Source organism: Aquabacterium sp., assembly GCF_016195855.1.
GTDB lineage: Bacteria > Pseudomonadota > Gammaproteobacteria > Burkholderiales > Burkholderiaceae_C > Aquabacterium.
Genome location: NZ_JACPYU010000025.1, coordinates 29,050 through 47,797, shown reverse-complemented (window position 1 = coordinate 47,797; position 18,748 = coordinate 29,050). Strand labels below are relative to the sequence as shown.

The 18,748-nt window shown below is 64.5% G+C and carries 14 protein-coding genes; 7 read left to right on the top strand and 7 right to left on the bottom strand.

The features are described from left to right. Nucleotides 1–5 precede the first annotated feature (5 nt). A complete protein-coding gene (locus tag HY019_RS19775; RefSeq protein ID WP_290695491.1) occupies nt 6–590 on the top strand; it encodes a M48 family metallopeptidase in 585 nt (194 codons plus the stop codon). Here the strand turns inward: HY019_RS19775 and HY019_RS19770 are convergent. Further along, nucleotides 547–1,368: an alpha/beta hydrolase gene (locus HY019_RS19770; RefSeq protein WP_290695488.1), complete on the bottom strand. Its 822-nt coding sequence runs from the start codon at nt 1,366–1,368 to the stop codon at nt 547–549. The genes HY019_RS19775 and HY019_RS19770 overlap by 44 nt on opposite strands. Before the next feature lie 105 nt (nt 1,369–1,473). Between HY019_RS19770 and HY019_RS19765 the strand changes: the two genes are divergently transcribed. Further along, nucleotides 1,474–1,992 carry a helix-turn-helix domain-containing protein gene (locus HY019_RS19765; protein ID WP_290695485.1) on the top strand — a complete coding sequence of 173 codons (519 nt, stop codon included), beginning with the start codon at nt 1,474–1,476 and terminating at the stop codon, nt 1,990–1,992. 54 nt (nt 1,993–2,046) lie between these two features. Here the strand turns inward: HY019_RS19765 and HY019_RS19760 are convergent, their stop codons facing one another. From HY019_RS19760 to HY019_RS19745, 4 genes are all read right to left on the bottom strand, one after another. Next, complete coding sequence (locus HY019_RS19760; RefSeq protein WP_290695482.1) at nt 2,047–2,937, bottom strand: NAD-dependent epimerase/dehydratase family protein; 891 nt, start codon at nt 2,935–2,937, stop codon at nt 2,047–2,049. A 135-nt stretch (nt 2,938–3,072) separates the two neighbouring features. Beyond that, the gene (locus tag HY019_RS19755) at nt 3,073–5,454 is read right to left on the bottom strand and encodes a PBP1A family penicillin-binding protein (protein ID WP_290695479.1); all 2,382 of its coding nucleotides are present in this window, start codon (nt 5,452–5,454) and stop codon (nt 3,073–3,075) included. A 181-nt stretch (nt 5,455–5,635) separates the two neighbouring features. Beyond that, nucleotides 5,636–8,227, bottom strand: a complete 2,592-nt coding sequence (acnB, locus tag HY019_RS19750; protein ID WP_290695476.1) for a bifunctional aconitate hydratase 2/2-methylisocitrate dehydratase — start codon at nt 8,225–8,227, stop codon at nt 5,636–5,638. Between the two features lie 288 nt (nt 8,228–8,515). After that, nucleotides 8,516–9,052 (bottom strand): hypothetical protein, encoded by a 537-nt coding sequence (locus HY019_RS19745; RefSeq protein WP_290695475.1) that lies wholly within the window; start codon nt 9,050–9,052, stop codon nt 8,516–8,518. A 233-nt stretch (nt 9,053–9,285) separates the two neighbouring features. Here HY019_RS19745 and HY019_RS19740 point away from each other — a divergent pair, with 233 nt between their 5' ends. The 5 genes from HY019_RS19740 (at nt 9,286) to HY019_RS19720 (ending at nt 14,780) form a co-directional block, all read left to right on the top strand. Further along, nucleotides 9,286–9,978, top strand: a complete 693-nt coding sequence (locus tag HY019_RS19740) for a response regulator transcription factor (RefSeq protein WP_290695473.1) — start codon at nt 9,286–9,288, stop codon at nt 9,976–9,978. A gap of 67 nt (nt 9,979–10,045) precedes the next feature. After that, nucleotides 10,046–11,911, top strand: a complete 1,866-nt coding sequence (locus HY019_RS19735) for an ATP-binding protein (protein WP_290695472.1) — start codon at nt 10,046–10,048, stop codon at nt 11,909–11,911. A 188-nt stretch (nt 11,912–12,099) separates the two neighbouring features. Beyond that, nucleotides 12,100–12,831, top strand: a complete 732-nt coding sequence (locus HY019_RS19730) for a PEP-CTERM sorting domain-containing protein (RefSeq protein ID WP_290695469.1) — start codon at nt 12,100–12,102, stop codon at nt 12,829–12,831. A gap of 99 nt (nt 12,832–12,930) precedes the next feature. Next, a complete protein-coding gene (locus tag HY019_RS19725) occupies nt 12,931–13,716 on the top strand; it encodes a PEP-CTERM sorting domain-containing protein (protein ID WP_290695468.1) in 786 nt (261 codons plus the stop codon). Continuing rightward, the gene (locus HY019_RS19720) at nt 13,713–14,780 is read left to right on the top strand and encodes an OmpW family outer membrane protein (protein ID WP_290695466.1); all 1,068 of its coding nucleotides are present in this window, start codon (nt 13,713–13,715) and stop codon (nt 14,778–14,780) included. The genes HY019_RS19725 and HY019_RS19720 overlap by 4 nt, the downstream gene beginning before the upstream one ends. A gap of 13 nt (nt 14,781–14,793) precedes the next feature. On the opposite strand, the gene prpF is transcribed toward HY019_RS19720, so the two are convergent. Both prpF and acnD read right to left on the bottom strand, forming a co-directional pair. Beyond that, nucleotides 14,794–15,981: a 2-methylaconitate cis-trans isomerase PrpF gene (gene prpF, locus HY019_RS19715; RefSeq protein ID WP_290695464.1), complete on the bottom strand. Its 1,188-nt coding sequence runs from the start codon at nt 15,979–15,981 to the stop codon at nt 14,794–14,796. Nucleotides 15,982–16,120: 139 nt separating this feature from the next. Further along, complete coding sequence (acnD, locus tag HY019_RS19710) at nt 16,121–18,733, bottom strand: Fe/S-dependent 2-methylisocitrate dehydratase AcnD (RefSeq protein WP_290695462.1); 2,613 nt, start codon at nt 18,731–18,733, stop codon at nt 16,121–16,123. Nucleotides 18,734–18,748: the final 15 nt, after the last annotated feature.

Genomic DNA, 18,748 nt, shown 5'->3' with positions numbered 1-18,748 from the left:
GTGGCTTGGCCAGGCCCGGCGTGCAGACGCTGGTGCCGGTGATCCGCAGTGCACCCACGCACCTGCGTTACCTGAGCGGCTACCCGCCGCATCTGCTCCAGCAGGTGCAGCAGTTGATCGACGAGGGCAAGCTGGCTGACACGCTGGCGCGCCGTTACCCGGAGCGCCACGAGGTCAAGTCAGATGCGGCCTTGTACGAGTACGTGATGGACCTCAAGGCCCGCTACATGCGCAATGCCGACCAGCTCAGCAAGGTGGCCTACGACAACAAGCTCAAGGTGATCACGCACGCGCTGGGTACGCACACGGCCGTGTCACGCGTGCAGGGTGGCAAGCTCAAGGCCAAGCGCGAGATCCGCGTGGCCAGCCTGTTCCGCGAGGTGGCGCCCGAGTTCCTGCGCATGATCGTGGTGCACGAGCTGGCGCACCTGAAAGAGAAGGCTCATGACAAGGCCTTCTACCAGCTGTGCACGCACATGGAGCCCTGCTACCACCAGTACGAGTTCGATCTGCGCCTGTACCTGGTCGCGCAGGATCTGGCCAGGCTCAAGCCTGACGCGCCATCGCCGTCTGCGCCGCCGGCTGCATGATCCGCTGCCAGTGCGCCTGCAGGCTGGGCACCACGCGCTCGGCATCGGTGACCACGGACATGTGGCCCAGACCAGGCATGGTCTCCACCAGCGCCTGATCATTGACGCGGGCCAGGCGGCGTGTCATCTCACGCGCGGGCAGCCGGGTGTGTTCGCCATGGACCAGCGTCAGGGGCTGCTCGACGCGGAAGTCCTCGAAGCGGCGCGGCAGGCTGCCGATCAGGTTCACCTCCTGCGACATCTTCCAGCCGAAGGCGCGCATCGGGGCTTTCACCTTGTCGGGCATGAAGGACCAGGCGCCGGGGCCATTCCAGTAGTTGATGAAGGCTTCCAGCCACTCGTCGCTGCCGCCTTGTTCGGCCTTGGTGAAGACGCTGCCGGGGCCGTACATGGTGCGCATCTCGACACCCAGTTCACCGTCGAGTTCGTCCTGCACCTGGCGCAGCGAGCCAAACATCACCGGCTCATACAGCCACAGTGATTTGACGGGCAGATCCCGCTCCAGCGTCAATAGCAGAGCCAGCAGGCCGCCATACGAGTGGGCCACCAGATGCAGGCCACTGGTGTCCGACGGGATCTGCTTGCGGATGTGCGCCAGATCCATGTCCATCGTGAACGGGGTGCCGGCTGGCATCAGGTCGTCAGGGGCGTAACCCCGGTTCACCACCGCCAGGCTGCGCATGCCCTCGGGCACCGTGCCCATCAGGCGCTTCCACATGAAGGGCCCCATGCCGGTGGAGTGGATGAACAGGGCGGTGTCTGGCGTAGGTTGGGTCATGAATCGTCTCCGGAATTTACTTGCATAAAGCAAGTAGTTGGGTCAGTATAGGAACGAAACGCCTTGCCTGCAAGCAACCCCTTTTTTCTGTCCTCGAAAGGCCCCATGCGCCGCACCTCGTTTGCCAAGATGAGCTGTTCCATCGCCCGCACGCTGGAGCTGGTGGGCGACTGGTGGACCTTCCTGATCGTGCGCGAGGCGTTTTTCGGCAGCCGAAAGTTCGTTGAGTTCGAGAAGGTGCTGGGCATCGCGCCCAATGTGCTCACGCAGCGCCTGGCCAAGCTGGTGGACGGCGGCATCCTGGTGGTCGAGGCCACCAGTGCGAGCGGCAAGGCCTTGTCCTACCGGCTCAGCCCCAAGGGCCGCGATCTGTTCCCGGTGCTGGTGGCCATGCTGCAATGGGGCGACAAGCACGCCAGCGCGCCCAAAGGCCCGCCGGTGCGCATCGTGGAGCGCCGCACCGGCCAGGAGATCGCGCCCATGCTGCTGCGCTCGGCCAGCGGCGAGGCGCTGGATGTGTCCGAGGTGATGCCGGTGCCAGGGCCTGGGGCCGGGCAGGCGGTGCGCAACCGCATGGCGGAGATTGCCGAGCTGGCTGATGCTCGCCGATCAGGCGAGAGGTGAGCCGTCAGTTCCACCATGGCGACGGAAGCGGGCAGTTTCCGCCACTTCATGCGCTCAATGCCATGAGGTCGTCACCAGATCCTGGTGCCCGATGGGGCGACGCCCCAATACCTCGGTGAAAGCCTCAGCTGGTGCCACGTTGTCTTGATCCAGCAGGGACAGCGTCTCCGTGCAGAAGGGCATGGCCGGGATCTGGTCGCCGATGCGGGCGCTCAATGTGGTCATGAAGCCGGGCAAGGGCATGACCAGGGCTTTGCTCTTGCCGAGTTGCTGGCGCAGGCTGCCGATGAAGTCAGCCATGCTCAAGGGCGTGGGGCCGACGCAAGGCAAGACGCCTGTCAGCGTGCGTGCCTCGCTCAGCAAGCGGGCAATGGCCAGGGCCAGATCGCCCACGGCCACCGGCTGGATGCGGGCCTTGATCATGGCTTGCGGCAACAGCAGCGCCGGCAACTGAGCCAGGCCCATGAACAGCTTGCTGCTGTCACCTTGGGCACCAAACACGATGCTGGGGCGCAGCACGACGCCATCGAGCTGACCTTGCTCGGTGAGGCCCAGCAGATGCCGGTCTGCTGCGAGCTTGGTCTGGGCGTAGGCGGTGTCACTGCCCTCGATACCCAGCGCAGAGACATGGATCACGCGTCGCACACCGGCTTGCGCGCAGGCCGTGTACAGGGCCTTGGGCACCTCGGCGTGCACGACCTGGATGGGGCGTTGGCGGGTATCACGCAGCACGCCCACCGCATTGACCACAGCATCCACGCCCTTGAGCCGGGCCAGCCAGACCGCAGGGTTGGTGTCGCGGCTGAAGTCAACAGCGATGGCCTGGTCGTCATCACCCCGGCTGGCCGGCGAGCGCGTGGGGATGACCCGATGCCCGGCGGCGATCAGCGCCTTGGTGATGTTGTGGCCGATGAAGCCGGATGAACCACACAGCAGGATGTTCATGATGGGGCCTCCTAAGTGCTCAGCATCAGCAAGAGAGTGCCACATCCGACCAGCAAGTTGACCCTGCGGCCCCGCCATTTGGTGCCATCTACGGCCTTGTACCGGAGTTGCCGCACCTTGACCTGCTGTTGTAAATCACGGGTGGATGTCAGGGAACAGCGACTGATCCAGCCCTTTTTGCGCACCCGTTGCCAACCCGGGCTCGGACGCCGCAGAGGCCGCGCTCGGGGGCGTCGGGATCAGCGAGCGGTTGATGACCTGGTCGTCCAGGCCCAGCGAAGTGATGAAGCCGCCGTTGGCCCACTCGGCGTAGCGCCAGTCGGTGTCGCTGCGCATCAGGCCGTCGCCGGGCGGGCTGATCTCTTTCACTGGTTCATGCGCCAGTGCGGTCGCCATGAAGTTGATCCAGGTCGGCAGGGCCAGCGAGGCGCCCGAGCTGTGGTTGCCCAGTGATTGCGGCTTGTCATAGCCCACCCAGACCACCGCAACCAGATTGGGTTGGAAGCCCGCGAACCAGGCGTCGACCACATCGTTGGTGGTGCCGGTCTTGCCGTAGATGTCGGGGCGCTTGAGCTGGGCCTGCGCGCGTGCGGCGGTGCCACTGCGCGCGACCTCCTGCAGCAGCGATGCGGTCATGTAGGTATTGCGGGCCGGGACGGTGCGCTGGCTTTCGTCCACGGTGGCGGGGGGCGCTTCGAACACCGTCTTGCCGTCGACATCGGTGATGCGCTTGATCACCACGGGCGTCACCTTCAAGCCGCCATTGGCGATGACCGCGTAGGCGCTGGCCAGTTGCATGGGCGTGGTCGAGCCGGCGCCCAATGCCAGGGTCAGGTTGTTGGGCTGCTTGTCGACATCAAAGCCGTAGCGGCCGGTCCACTCGCGTGCGGCATCGGGGCCCATCAATTGCACCAGGCGGATGCTGACCAGGTTCTTGGAGCGGGCCAGGGCCTCGCGCAGGGTGATCGGGCCGTCGGCGCTGCCATCGGCGTTTTGTGGGTTCCAGTCACCCAGCCCACTGAGGGGGGCGTCGTTGACGATGGTCTCGGGCATGACGCCGTTTTCCATCGCGGCGGCATACAGGAAGGGCTTGTAGCTGGAGCCAGGCTGGCGCCAACCCTGGGTCACGTGGTTGAACTGGTTGGCGCGGAAGTCAAAGCCGCCCACCAGGGCATGGACTTCGCCGTCATGCGGGTTGATGGCCACGAGGGCGCTCTCGGCTTCGGGCCATTGCGTGAGCGTCCAGTCCTTGCCTTGCTGCAGCACGCGCACCACGGCGCCACGCTGGATGCGCAGCTTGGCGCTGGCCTTGGGGGACAAACCGGGCTGCGCCTGACGCAGGCCCTTGCCGGTGATGGTGATCACTTCACCGGATGCCAGCACCGTCACCACGCGCTGCCGTGAGGCCTCGGTCACGATGGCGATCTTCAGGGTCTCGTCGTCGTTGTAATCGGCCAGGGCCTGCGATACGGCCGGGTCGGTGTCTTCCAGGCTGTTGTCAAGTTCTTCCTGCTCTTCGGGGCCGCGCCAGGCTTGCTGCAACTCGCGGTCGATCAGGGTCTTGCGCACGGCCTTGTAGGCGGCTTGCTGCTCGTTGGCGCGCAGGGTGGTGATCACCTTCATGCCGGTGCTGTAGGCCGCCTCGCCATAGCGCGCGAACACCTGGGCGCGGGCCATTTCGGCGACGAACTCGGCATGCACTTCAACCTCGCCGGGCGCGCGCACGCTGAGCTTTTCGGCCTTGGCGGCGGCGTACTGGGTGTCATCGACCACGCCTTGGGCATGCATGCGCATCAAGGCCACCAGTTGCCGGGCGCGGGCCCGCTCCGGGTTGCGGATGGGGTTCACGTTGGCGGGGTTCTGGGGCAGGCCCGCCAGCATCGCGCATTCGGCGGCAGACAGCGCGCTCAAGGGCTTGCCAAAGTAGGTCTGGGCCGCTTCTGCAAAACCATAGGCGCGTGCACCCAGGTAGATCTGGTTCATGTAGAGCTCCAGGATCTGGTTCTTGCTCAGTTCATGCTCGATCTTCAAGGACAGCATGGCCTCCTTGAGCTTGCGGCTCAGCGTCTTTTCACGTGTGAGGAAGAAGGTGCGGGCCACCTGCTGCGTGATGGTGGAGGCACCTTGCGTGCGCCCGCCCGTGACGTTGGACAGCACCGCGCGCAATACCCCGACCACGTCGATGCCCGGGTGCTCGTAAAAGCGCGCGTCCTCAACGGCCAGCAGGCTGTCGCGCATCAGCTTGGGGATCTGGTCAAAGTGCTGGTATTGGCGCTTTTCGTTGCCAAAACCACCGATCTCGACGCCATCGGCCGTGTAGACGCGCAGGGGTTGCTTGGGTTGGTAGTGCGCCAGGCTGCTGGTGTCGGGCAACTGGGGGTAGAGCACGGCGATCGAGCCCAGCAGGATCAGCAGGCCGATCACGGCGCCACCAGCGCCCAGCCACATCAGCTTTTTCAAGAGAGGGCCCCTCGTGATGCGGGCCAACACAGAGACATCTTCGATCTTCTCGGACATGCAAGATCCTATGGGCGCGGCTGGCGTCAGGCCAGTCAGAGCCGTGGATTATCAGGCCTGGGTTGCCATGGTCGTGACAAACGGTGAGCATCAAAAAAGCCCGCCAGGTTTCCCGGGCGGGCTTTGGTGTGGCCCCTGATCCAACAACCGTTGTCGATCAGGTCAGGGGGCACATTCAAGATCAGGCGTTCACCGTCTTGGCGGTTTCCACGTACTCTTCAATCTGGTTGAAGTTCATGTACTTGTAGATCTTGTCGGCATCCTTGGCGACCACACCGACTTCAGCCAGGTACTCGGCAGGCGTTGGCAGCTTGCCCAGCTTCGATGCCACAGCAGTCAGCTCGGCCGAGCCCAGGAACACGTTGGTGTTCTTGCCCAGGCGGTTGGGGAAGTTCCGGGTCGACGTGGAGATACAGGTCGAGCCTTCCTTGATCTGAGCCTGGTTACCCATGCACAGCGAGCAGCCGGGCATTTCGGTACGGGCGCCAGCGGTGCCGAAGGTGTTGTAGAAGCCTTCCTTGGTCAGCTCGGCCGCGTCCATCTTGGTGGGCGGTGCCACCCACAGACGCACCGGGATGTCCTTCTTGCCTTCCAGCAGCTTGCCGGCGGCACGGAAGTGACCGATGTTGGTCATGCAAGAGCCGATGAAGGCCTCGTCGATCTTGGTGCCAGCGACTTCAGACAGGAACTTGGCGTCGTCCGGGTCGTTCGGGCAGCAGACGATGGGCTCCTTGATGTCGGCCAGATCGATCTCGATCACGGCAGCGTACTCGGCATCCTTGTCGGCTTCCAGCAGGGTTTGGTTGGCCAACCAGGCTTCCTGGGCTTCGATACGGCGCTGCAGGGTGCGGGCATCGGCGTAACCGTCGGCGATCATGTTCTTCATCAGAACGATGTTCGACTTCAGGTACTCGGCCACAGGCTCCTTGTTCAGCTTGATGGTGCAACCCGCAGCGGAACGCTCAGCCGAAGCGTCGGACAGCTCGAACGCTTGCTCGACCTTCAGGTCTGGCAGGCCTTCGATTTCCAGCACGCGGCCCGAGAAGATGTTCTTCTTGCCGGCCTTGGCCACGGTCAGCAGACCAGCCTTGATGGCGTACAGGGGGATGGCATGCACCAGGTCACGCAGGGTGATGCCAGGCTGCATGGTGCCCTTGAAGCGCACCAGCACCGACTCAGGCATGTCCAGAGGCATCACGCCGGTGGCAGCGCCGAAGGCAACCAGGCCCGAACCAGCGGGGAAGGAGATGCCGATGGGGAAGCGGGTGTGCGAGTCGCCACCGGTGCCGACGGTGTCGGGCAGCAGCAGGCGGTTCAGCCACGAGTGGATCACGCCGTCGCCAGGACGCAGGGCCACGCCGCCGCGGTTGCTGATGAAGGCAGGCAGCTCGCGGTGCATCTTCACGTCCACGGGCTTGGGATAAGCGGCCGTGTGGCAGAACGATTGCATGACCAGGTCAGCCGAGAAGCCCAGGCAAGCCAGGTCCTTCAGCTCGTCACGGGTCATCGGGCCGGTGGTGTCTTGCGAACCAACGGTGGTCATCTTGGGCTCGCAGTACGTGCCAGGACGCACGCCTTGGCCTTCAGGCAGGCCCACAGCGCGGCCAACCATCTTCTGAGCCAGGGTGAAGCCCTTGCCGCTGTCCTTCGGTGCCTGGGGCAGACGGAACAGGGTGGAAGCGCTCAAGCCCAGGAACTCACGGGCCTTGCCGGTCAGCGAGCGGCCGATGATCAGGTTGATGCGGCCGCCGGCGCGGACTTCGTCCAGCAGCACTTGCGACTTCAGCTCGAAGTTGGCAGCCACGGCGCCGTTCTTCTCGATCTTGCCGTCATAGGGGTAGATGTCGATGACATCGCCCATTTCGAAAGCGGTCACGTCCACTTCGATCGGCAGGGAGCCGGAGTCTTCCTGCGTGTTGAAGAAGATGGGGGCGATCTTGCCGCCCAGGGTCACGCCGCCAAAGCGCTTGTTGGGCACGAAGGGGATGTCTTCGCCGGTAGCCCAGATCACGCTGTTGGTGGCCGACTTGCGGGAAGAACCGGTGCCGACCACGTCGCCCACGTAGGCAACCAGGTTGCCCTTCTTCTTCAGGTCTTCGATGAACTGCATCGGGCCGCGCTTGCCGTCTTCTTCGGGCTTGAAGGCCGCGTCAGGACGGGTGTTCTTGAGCATCGCCAGATAGTGCATCGGGATGTCAGGGCGGCTCCATGCGTCAGGCGCAGGCGACAGGTCGTCGGTGTTGGTTTCGCCAGGCACCTTGAACACGGTCACGGTGATTTTCTTGGCGACTTCAGGGCGGGTGGTGAACCACTCGGCGTCAGCCCAGGATTGCATCACGGCCTTGGCGTTGGCATTGCCAGCCTTGACCAGCTCGGCGACGTCGTGGAACGCGTCGAACATCAGCAGGGTCTTCTTCAGGGCTTCAGCGGCCACGCCACCGACTTCAGCGTCAGACAGCAGGTCGATCAGGGGTTTGACGTTGTAGCCGCCCACCATGGTGCCCAGCAGCTCGGTGGCCTTGGCCTTGGAGATCAGCTTGGTGACGACATCGCCGTGGGCCACGGCCGACAGGAAGGAGGCCTTGACCTTGGCAGCGTCGTCCACGCCCGGGGGCACGCGGTGCGTCAGCAGGTCCAGCAGGAAGGCGTCTTCGCCAGCGGGCGGGTTCTTGATCAACTCGATCAGCTCAGCAACTTGGCTGGCAGACAGGGCAAGAGGGGGGATGCCCAGCGCGGCGCGCTCGGCAACGTGTTGGCGATAGGCTTGCAACATGGTGTTCACCTGGAGTGGATGGGGCAAAACGCTGGAGACGCGCGCCCTGCCGAATCACCATCGTGGGGCACAAACGGGGCAGACAACGCGTCGCGATCACAGGGAAATGCAATTTCCGTGCAGCCTTTGATTATCGCGCACGAGAGGGCTTTCCGACGAGCCCCCAGGGGGAATTGTTCGCGTAAACAGGGGGGGAGGTGCCGGTTCGTCGCAACGGAGCGGGCCAAAAAGCAAAGCCCGGGGCGTTCCCGGGCTTTGTTTGAGGGCTTTTCAGCGAACTTGGGGTGCTTACTGGGCGCCAGCCGGTGCTTCAAACAGCGCGGGACGAGGCGGTTGTTTGGCCATTTCGGCTTCAGCTGCACGCTGCACTTCGTGCACGCAGCCGTCCACCATGCGACGGCCGGCCTTCACGTCCATCAGCATGGACTTGGTCAGGATCTGGATCAGCAGGGCGGCGCCCTTGACGTCTTCCAGGCGGATGGCGCCTGTGTTGGACAGAACCGGCTTCATCACCCAGGACTGGTTGCCCAGCTTGAGGTTGAAGTAGCCCTTGTTGCGGTCATTGCGGTCAACCGACACGCGCTTGCCGAATTCGCACTCGTAGCGACCGATCAGCACGCGGTCGGCGGCCAGCAGTTGCTCGGGCGAGGCCTCGGGCAGGGGTTGGAACTTCTCGGCCAGGATCTTCTTGGAGGCGCGGGTTTCAGCATGCGCCAGCTGGGGGCCGAAAGTGGCGGCCACCATGCCCAGCACCATGCCGGCGGACAGGGCCAGGGTGCGGATGCGTTGATAGCGCTGGATTCTGCGGGTAGCGGTCTTCGTCATGGCGGGGGCCTTACTCCATCGGGGCATTGGGGGCGATCGAGAGCGATCGGGCGGCGGTTCGCAAAAAACCGGTCGCGGCGGGAGGATCTTGCCATCTTTCGGCGCGGGCGGTGAGTCCGAAAAAGCCGCTTTTGGATGTCAAACGCGTCAGATTGTGTCCAAGTGCTAGGTGTAAACCGCATCGCACAAATGTGCGATGGCGCCAGGCCGCGCGATGTCTCGATAATTGGGACATGCGAAAAAAAATGGGGTTGGTGGAGGACGATGACCGGGTGCGGCGCCGCTTCGCCCATGCGATCGGCCGTTCTCACGAGTTCGAGCTGTGGTTCGAGACCGGCTCGATGCTGAGCGCATTGGAGTGGATGAGCCAATGCCCACCCGATGCCTGGCCTTCGCTGTGGCTGGTGGACTTGGGCCTGCCCGATGGCAGCGGGCTGAGCGTGATCCGGCACGCGCTGGCCCTGCACCCCCAGACGCAGGTGATGGTGGTGTCGATGTTCGGCGATGAAAGCAAGGTGCTCGATTGCATCGATGCGGGCGCCATGGGCTACATCCTCAAGGGGCAGGGCGACGAAGACATCCTGTTGCACATTGAGGATCTGCTCCATGGTGGCTCGCCCATGTCGCCCATCATCGCGCGCCAGGTGCTCAGCCGTTTCCGCATGGCGCGCGAAGTGCAGCGGCCTGGGCGCAAGTCCTCAGGCTTCGGCGATGCGCTGGCCGATCCTTATCTGACGGCCAGGGAGCTGGATGTGCTCGACTGGATCGCACGCGGCTATTCGTACGAAGAGGTGGCCGCGAACCTGCAGGTTGCCCTCAACACGATCCGCCACCATGTGCGCGGCATCTACGCCAAGCTGGGGGTGCACACCAAGGTGGATGCCATCAACGAGGCGCGCCGCCGGCGCTGGCTGGACGCCTCATGACGGGCTGACCATGATGATGCGGTGGTGCTGGCAGTTGGGGCTTGCATGGCTCTTGATGGGGTGGGGGTTGGCGCACGGACAGGGCCAGGCCTTGCCCGGGCCAGCCGACCAAGTCTGGCTGCTGGACCACGCGGAGCGGGCGCCAGGTGTGGTCGTCACTGATGCCGATGACGCGCGACAGGGCCCGGGTTGGCAGACGGTTGGCCTGCCAGACTCATGGCGGCTGGATGGCCGATCGGGTACCTGGACCTACCGCTTGCGCCTGCCGACCTGTGGGCCCGGCGTGGCGGGGGCTTGCCTGGCCCCCCGTCCTGGCTCGGCCTTGTGGATCCCGCGGGTGGGGTGCGGCGTGGCGCTGTGGGTCAATGGCCAGCCCGTGCTTCGCCTGGCCGAGGTCAATGGGCCTGAGCAGGGGCAGGGCAGGGACCTGGACCGTGGCAAGCGCCCGATCATGCTGACCATGGCGCCTTCGCTGCTGCGCGACGCACGGCCAGGCCTGGACAACGATGTGCGCCTGGTGGTGTCCAGCCCTTTGGCGCGTTTGGGTGGCTTGTCGCGCCTGTGGGTGGGTACGGAGGCATCCCTGAATGCGCGGCATGTGCTGCGCGATGTCTTTCTCACGGGCAGCGCCGTGACCACCCTGAGCACCTCCGCCTTGTTGACGCTGGCCGGTTTGTGGGTGGCCTGGCGCATCAGGTCCGAGGCATGGCTGTTTGCGATGGTCAGCCTCTTGTGGGGCTTGCGTGAAGGCTTGTGGTTGATGGGGTATCGCTTCATGCCGGGGGACCTGGTCGCCGCGCTGGGTGATCTGACATCCGGTGCGGCTTTGCTTGTGGCGTGCTTGACCTTGCCGCCCTTGCTTGGCGAGCGGGCCCCCATCTGGTGCCGCCTGATCGTGGGCGCACTGGCCTTGTTGCCGGTGTTGATCTGGTGGCGGGTTTCCCATTCAGAGGCCGAAGCGGGTTCTCTGGTGACGGGGTGGTTCTACATGGCCCATGCGCTTGGGCTGTGGGGCTCGGTGATCTCCATCGCCTCGGTGTGGCGCAAGCCTTCCTGGCCCAGCGCCTTGATCCTGCTGGGCTGCATGGGGACGGCCGTCATCGCCGGGCTGGAAAACTGGCACGACAAGCAATCCCTGGATCCGCTCAGCTTTGAGCACCTGCGTCTGGCCCCGCTCATGGCTTTGAGCGCCTTGTTCGTGGCCTGTGTGTTTGTTTATGTGCGTGTGAGCGCGGCGCTGGCACTCGAAGGGCGCCACAAGGAGGCCTTGCAGCAAGAGGTTGCGGCGCAGCGGCAAGAGCTGGAAGCCTTGCATGCGCGTGAACGCCAGCGTGCGCAGACCGAGGCCGTCATCGATGAGCGTGCCCGCATCGTGCGCGACATGCACGATGGCCTGGGCTCCCAGTTGGTGGGCATGTTGTCGACGGTGGAGTCTGGCACCTTCACCCGAGACGAGTTGCTCGATGAGCTCAACGAGGCCTTGAATCAAATGCGCCTGACCATCGACTCGCTGGAGCCGATTGGTGAAGACCTGTCCAGCCTGCTGGGCCAGTTGCGCTTCAGGCTGGATGCGCGCTTGCGCAAGGCCGGGTTCAAGGTGATGTGGGAGGTGGCCCCGCTGCCTGCGGATGCGCATCTGAGCGCCTCGCACATCAACCATCTGCAGCGCTTGTTGTACGAAACCTTCTCGAACGTCATCAAGCACTCTGGTGCGGGCAGTGTCTGGGTGCATGCCAGCCACGACGAAACCTCCCGCACGAACAGGATCGTGATACGTGACGACGGCCGAGGTTTTGAAGCAGGGCGGCCGGGAGGCCGGGGGCTGCGCAACCTGGCGCATCGCGCAGCGCAACTGGGTGCTGACCTGGAGGTGCGATCGCGCCCCGGCGAGGGCACGCAGGTTTCCTTGAGTTGGGCGGTCAAGGCGATGTGAGCGGCCATCAGGGCATGTGATCTCACGTGTCCTGCGTGCATGCCACATGCGCATCACGTGCGCCCCGCATGGACATGCGATCACGTCCGTCCGAATGGTCTTGCCGACGCTGCTTGGGCACGATGGATCCCAGGCGTGAACAAGGTGTTCACGACCGATCTGTCGATGTTCAAACTTAGGAGAGACTCATGAAACTTTCGCGTTGGAAGATGCTGGCGTGCGCCGCAGCGGTGTCACTGGCTACAGGGGCACATGCCGCGGGCCCTGACTATGAATTCAAGGATGGCGGGGCGGTGCTGACCTTCACGACCGATTCCCTGGCGGCCCTCAACACCGCCGGTGTGACGGTGTCTGGCGTGGCGCCGGCCACCTTCGATGGCAGCAAGATCACCTTGACGTCCACCAACGACCTGGTGAGTTGGGACAGTGGCTACAACGTCACCTCGATGACCGGCTTGGGTGGCTTTCGCCTGACCTCGTCGACCACGCAGGGTGCGAAGGTGGACCTGTCCAACGTCACCATGGACGCTTCAGGGACCGTCTATGCCGATGTGGTCACGAACTCGTTCACCAGCCCCTTCAGCAGCTACGTGGGCAAGACGGTGAACCACATGGCTTTGTTCACGGGCTCCTTGGTTGGTGATACGAACATCGTGTCGTCCAACCTGCACGTGGGTGTCACGCTCAAGGACCTCAAGCTGACCTCGACGGCCATCCCGACCCTGGGCGATGCACTGGGTGTGCCGGCCTTCATCCAGACGGCCTTGTTCCCCTCGCTGAACTTCGGCCAGACGACCCTGACGGGCAACTTCGCGCTGGTGTCCACACCCGCTGTGCCGGAGCCCTCGACCTGGATGCTGATGGCAGGGGGCTTGATGGGGCTCTCCGCCGTGGCACGCCGGCGTCGCCTGATGCATTGAGGCTTCGGCCGGGCTCTTCATTGCATGAAGAGTTTCTCTTGTCTGCTTCCACTTTTCATGCGGCCGCGGTGGCGGCCGCCTTTTTTTCAGGGGGATGCAATGAACCACATTGCTTTGCGCCGCGCTTTGGCGTGGCTGAGCCTGAGCGTGGGCCTGTCGGGCGCCGTGCCAGCCGCGTTTGCCTCACCGATCACGCTCGACACCACCTGGCTGGATGCCAATGGGCGCCTGACCTTGACGACCGATGCCCGCCAGACCCTGGCGCTCACCGGCATCGACATGAGCGTGGGCGGCAAGGCCACGACCTTGGGCGAGGGCGTGTTCAACCTGCCCATTTCGCAGATCACCGCCGACGTCAAGCTGTTGCCACCCAGCCTGACCATGCAGCTTGCACAGGCCAAGGGCTCTTCGCTGGATTTTGCCAACACGCTCACTCAGGCCAAGGCCAGCCTGACTGACCTGAGCATGGACTTCAACTCGCACCTGGTCTATGGCGATGTGCTCAGCGCCGCCGGCAAGTCCAGGTTGTCGCTGTTCACCTTCGATGTCACCGCGCCCCTGACCTTCAGCCTCAAGGGCGGGATCTCGGTGAACATGACCCTGGGCAATCTGCACTTCACCGATGAAGGCGCGACGAGTTTTGTGCGTGCGCTGGGCGTGCCGGACTTCCTGGCGCCGGTGCTTCAGCAGGTGGACTTCGGTGCCATCGATGCGCGCGTGGTGCCGTGGTTCAGGACGGCCGTTGTCGCCAGCGTGCCGGAGCCGTCTTCAGGCCTGCTGTGGGCTTTGGGCTTGGCGATGGCTGCGTTGATGGTGCGCAAGAGGGCCGGCTCGGGTGCCCGCCGGAATGCCCTGCACATGGCCTTGCCGGGAGCCCACCGATGAGGCTGTACCGGCTCCGTTTGTTCAGGGGCGTGATGCTGGGTGCCACGCTGGCAATGGCTTGCACCTTGCCAGCCCAGGCACAAGCACCACTGGCCCATCTGGGCGAGCCGCTTGATCTGAAACCGGCCAAGCGGATGTACTGGCGGGCAGGCTACACCCGCGTGCGGCCCAATGACCGTTCGTCAGACAGCCAGGATCTCAATGGGGCGATCATGCGCTATGGCGACGAGTTCACGCCCGGCCTGAGCCCGCAATACGCACAGGCACTGGCCTTGTTGTCCAGCAACATCCTGCGGGATCACCCGGACGATGCCGCCAGCCAGGGCCTGGGCATGCCCACCGGCGCGACGGTGAAATCAGGTGGCGGCGGTGGGCTCACCTTGTCGGTGGGGCGTTACCTGGATGAGGACCGCAAGTGGGCCATGGAGGCCTATGTGCTGGGGCAGCCATTTGTGGCCTCGGTGCGCGGTGCGGGCCGCATTGGTGGGCAAGGGGCCGACAGCGTGGACCTGGGTGAGGTCATCCGCACCAAGATGCTGGGGCCGATCGCCTATGGCAAGTACCTCTTTGGCGACAAGGCAGACCGCTTGCGATTCTCGGCAGGGTTGGGTGCGGCCTACATCGTCTTCTTTGACACCAAGGTGTCGGACAGCCTGTCGAACTATGCTGGTGGGCGCACCACGGCGAGCATCAAGAATGCCTTTGGGCCGGGCGCATTTCTCGGGGCCGATTGGCGCTTCAATGAGCCCTGGAGCATGAGCCTGACGCTGGGTTATCTGAAGTTGCGCACCGAGTCCACGGTGACCACGCAGACCGACCCCGATGTGGTGGCCAGCAGCCCGGCCTTGCTGCAGTCCGCGCGGGACATCGGCAGCAACACGCTGACGGCCGTGCAGATCATCAATGGCAGCACCTTCCACACGCAGGATCTGGTGCCGGGCATCGCCCAGGAGCTGGCCCTGGCCCGAACGGGGCAGCGCAACAACCTGGGCAGCTACCAGCGCAAGATCAGCACCCAGCTGGACCCGTGGTTGCTGACCTTGAGCATCGGCAGGGACTTCTAGGCCGGCCTGGCGCTCAGAAGGTGTCGCCGGGCACTCGCACCCAGCCATCCATCAGGATGCGGGCGCTGCGGCTCATGATGGCCTTGGTGACCGTCCATTGGCCGTTCACCAGCTTGGCCTGGGCGCCGACACGCAGGGTGCCGGAGGGGTGACCGAAGCGCACCGCCTCACGTTCGCTGCCACCGGCTGCCAGGTTGACCAGCGTGCCGGGGATGGCCGCGGCCGTGCCGATGGCCACCGCACAGGTGCCCATCATGGCGTGGTGCAGCTTGCCCATGGACAGCGCGCGCACCAGCAGGTCCACGTCGGTGGCCTCAATGGTCTTGCCGCTGGAGGCCTTGTAGGCCGTGGGCGGCGCCACGAAGGCGATCTTGGGCGTGTGCTGGCGGGTGGCGGCTTCTTCAGGCGTCTTGATCAGGCCCATGCGCAGGGCACCGGCCACGCGGATGGCCTCGAAGCGCTTGAGGGCCTCGGGGTCGGTGTTGATCTGCTCGCGCAGTTCAGTGCCGGTGTAGCCGATGTCCTGGGCGTTGACGAACACGGTGGGGATGCCGGCCGTGATCATCGTGGCCTTGAATGTGCCGATGCCCGGGACTTCCAGGTCGTCCACCAGGTTGCCGGTGGGGAACATCGAGCCGCCTTCATCGCCATCGTCAGACGGATCCATGAACTCCAGCACGATCTCGGCGGCAGGGAAGGTCACGCCATCGAGCTCGAAGTCACCGGTCTCCTGCACCTGGCCGTTGGTCACGGGCACGTGGGCAATGATGGTCTTCTTGATGTTGGCTTGCCAGATGCGGACCACGCAAGTGCCGTTATCAGGGACGCGCGAGGGGTCGATCAAGCCCGCGTGGATGGCGAAGGCGCCGGCTGCCGTGGACAGGTTGCCGCAGTTGCCCGACCAGTCCACAAAGGCCTTGTCGATGGCGACCTGGCCATAGAGATAGTCCACATCGTGATCGGGCACGCTGGACTTGGACAGGATCACGCACTTGGAGGTGGAGGACGTGGCCCCGCCCATGCCGTCGATGTGAGCGGCATAGGGGTCAGGGCTGCCGATCACGCGCATGAACAGCTTGTCGCGTGCCTCGCCAGGCAGCTGGCAGGCGGCAGGCAGGTCTTGCAGGCGGAAGAACACGCCCTTGCTGGTGCCACCACGGATGTAGGTGGCGGGGATCTTGATTTGAGCTGGATGGGCCATGCTGAGTACCTTCATTTCATCAAACACGCAGACGCTCGCAGACCACGATCCTGATCCAGCGGACGCCCACGGATCTGGCTCTGCCAGTCCGTAGGCGTCGCCCCCTTGAGGGGGAGCGCCGAAGGCGCTTCGGGGGTGGTCAACGGTTAGCTGCAAGGAAATCTTGTGCAAAGCGCTGCAGCACGCCGCCCGCCTGGTACACCGACACCTCTTCCGCCGTGTCCAGGCGGCAGGTCATCGGCACCTTCACCACTTCGCCATTCTTGCGGGTGATGACCAGGTTCAGGTCGGCGCGGGGCTTGAGGTCGCCTTCCACGTCATAGGTCTCGGTGCCGTCCAGGTTCAGCGTCAGGCGGTTGGTGCCGGGCTTGAACTCCAGGGGCATCACGCCCATGCCGATCAGGTTGGTGCGGTGGATGCGCTCGAAGCCTTCGGCGGCAATCGCCTCGACACCCGCCAGGCGCACGCCCTTGGCAGCCCAGTCACGCGAGGAGCCTTGGCCGTAGTCGGCGCCGGCCACGATGATCAGCGGCTGCTTGCGGTCGTAGTAGGTTTCCATGGCTTCCCACATGCGCACGACCTTGCCTTCGGGCTCGATGCGGGCCAGCGAGCCGGCCTTCACCTTGCCATCGGCGTCACGCACCATCTCGTTCTTGAGCGTGGGGTTCGCAAACGTCGCGCGCATGGCGGTGAGGTGGTCGCCACGGTGGGTGGCGTAGGAGTTGAAGTCCTCCTCGGGCAGGCCCATCTTGTGCAGGTACTCACCAGCGGCCGAGTTCATCAGGATCGCGTTGGAAGGCGACAGGTGATCGGTGGTGATGTTGTCCGGCAGGATGGCCAGGGGGCGCATGCCCTTGAGCGTGCGCGGGTTGGCGGCCAGGGCGCCCACACCTTCCGTGTCCCAGTAAGGCGGGCGGCGGATGTAGGTGGACTGCGGGCGCCAGTCGTACTGCGGGCTCACCTTCACGCCCTTGTCGGCCTGGATGGCGAACATGGGCTCGTACACGGCGCGGAACATCTCGGGCTTCACCGAGGCCTTGACGATGGCGTCGATCTCTTCATCCGAAGGCCAGATGTCCTTGAGGCGGATTTCCTTGCCATCCACCACCGCCAGCACATCGTTTTCGATGTCGAAGCGCACAGTGCTGGCAATGGCGTAGGCCACCACCAGCGGGGGCGAGGCCAGGAAGGCCTGCTTGGCATAGGGGTGGATGCGGCCGTCGAAGTTGCGGTTGCCCGACAGCACGGCGGTGGCGTACAGGTCGCGGTCAACGATTTCCTTCTGGATGACCGGGTCCAGCGCGCCAGACATGCCGTTGCAGGTGGTGCAGGCAAAGGCCACGATGCCAAAACCCAGCTTCTCCAGGTCGCCCAGCAGATTGGCTTCCTTCAGATACAGCTCCACCGCCTTCGAGCCAGGGGCCAGCGAAGACTTCACCCAGGGCTTGCGCGTCAGGCCCAGCTTGTTGGCGTTGCGGGCCAGCAGGGCGGCCGCGATCACGTTGCGTGGGTTGGAGGTGTTGGTACAGCTGGTGATGGCGGCAATGATCACGGCGCCATCGGGCATGGTGCCTTCGTTGGCGGCAGGCATGGCCCACTTGCCGGCGATGCCCTTGGCAGCCAGGTCGCTCGTGGCCACGCGGGCATGCGGGTTCGAGGGGCCGGCCATGTTGCGCACGACGGTGGACAGGTCGAACGTCAGGTCGCGTTCGTACACGGCATTGGCCAGGCTGTCAGACCACAAGCCAGCCACCTTGGCATAGGTCTCGACCAGCTTGACTTGTTCAGCTTCGCGGCCCGTCAGCGTCAGGTAGTCCAGCGTTTGCTGGTCGATGCTGAACATGGCGGCGGTGGCACCGTATTCGGGCGCCATGTTCGAGATGGTGGCGCGGTCGCCGATCGTCAGCTTGGCAGCGCCTTCGCCGTAGAACTCCAGGTAGGCATCCACGACCTTGGACTTGCGCAGGAACTCGGTCAGCGCCAGCACCACGTCGGTGGCGGTGATGCCGGGTTGGCGTTGGCCGGTCAGCTTCACGCCGACGATTTCAGGCAGACGCATCCACGAGGCGCGGCCCAGCATCACGTTCTCGGCTTCCAGGCCGCCCACGCCAATGGCGATCACGCCCAGCGCGTCCACGTGCGGCGTGTGCGAATCGGTGCCCACGCAGGTGTCGGGGTAAGCCAGGCCCTTGTCGTTGTGGATCACGGGGGACATCTTCTCCAGATTGATCTGGTGCATGATGCCGTTGCCCGCAGGGATCACGTCCACATTGGCAAAGGCATTCTTGGTCCACTCGATGAAGTGGAAGCGGTCTTCGTTGCGGCGCTCTTCGATGTCGCGGTTCTTCTGGAAGGCTTGCGGGTCGAAGCCACCGCACTCCACAGCCAGCGAGTGGTCCACGATCAGCTGCACGGGCACCACCGGGTTCACCTTGGCGGGGTCGCCGCCTTCCTTGGCGATGGCATCACGCAGGCCGGCCAGGTCCACCAGGGCGGTCTGGCCCAGGATGTCGTGGCAGGCCACGCGCGCAGGGAACCAGGGGAAGTCAAGGTCACGCTTGCGGTCGATCAGCTGGGTCAGGCATTCGTTGATGATGGCCGGGTCCGCCTTGCGCACGATGTTTTCGGCGTGCACGCGCGAGGTGTAGGGCAGGGTGGCCCAGGCGCCTGGCTTGATCGCTTCAACGGCAGCTTGGGTGTCGAAGTAGTCCAGCGATGTGCCGGGCAGGTTCTTGCGGAATTGGGTGTTCATGGCGGGCAGCGACGA

Bases quoted from the DNA above. Each gene is read 5' to 3' on its own strand.
- HY019_RS19770 (WP_290695488.1), bottom strand. From the start codon at position 1,368: ATGACCCAACCTACGCCAGACACCGCCCTGTTCATCCACTCCACCGGC.
- HY019_RS19765 (WP_290695485.1), top strand. From the start codon at position 1,474: ATGCGCCGCACCTCGTTTGCCAAGATGAGCTGTTCCATCGCCCGCACG.
- HY019_RS19760 (WP_290695482.1), bottom strand. From the start codon at position 2,937: ATGAACATCCTGCTGTGTGGTTCATCCGGCTTCATCGGCCACAACATC.
- HY019_RS19755 (WP_290695479.1), bottom strand. From the start codon at position 5,454: ATGTCCGAGAAGATCGAAGATGTCTCTGTGTTGGCCCGCATCACGAGG.
- acnB (WP_290695476.1), bottom strand. From the start codon at position 8,227: ATGTTGCAAGCCTATCGCCAACACGTTGCCGAGCGCGCCGCGCTGGGC.
- HY019_RS19745 (WP_290695475.1), bottom strand. From the start codon at position 9,052: ATGACGAAGACCGCTACCCGCAGAATCCAGCGCTATCAACGCATCCGC.
- HY019_RS19740 (WP_290695473.1), top strand. From the start codon at position 9,286: ATGCGAAAAAAAATGGGGTTGGTGGAGGACGATGACCGGGTGCGGCGC.
- HY019_RS19730 (WP_290695469.1), top strand. From the start codon at position 12,100: ATGAAACTTTCGCGTTGGAAGATGCTGGCGTGCGCCGCAGCGGTGTCA.
- HY019_RS19725 (WP_290695468.1), top strand. From the start codon at position 12,931: ATGAACCACATTGCTTTGCGCCGCGCTTTGGCGTGGCTGAGCCTGAGC.
- HY019_RS19720 (WP_290695466.1), top strand. From the start codon at position 13,713: ATGAGGCTGTACCGGCTCCGTTTGTTCAGGGGCGTGATGCTGGGTGCC.
- prpF (WP_290695464.1), bottom strand. From the start codon at position 15,981: ATGGCCCATCCAGCTCAAATCAAGATCCCCGCCACCTACATCCGTGGT.
- acnD (WP_290695462.1), bottom strand. From the start codon at position 18,733: ATGAACACCCAATTCCGCAAGAACCTGCCCGGCACATCGCTGGACTAC.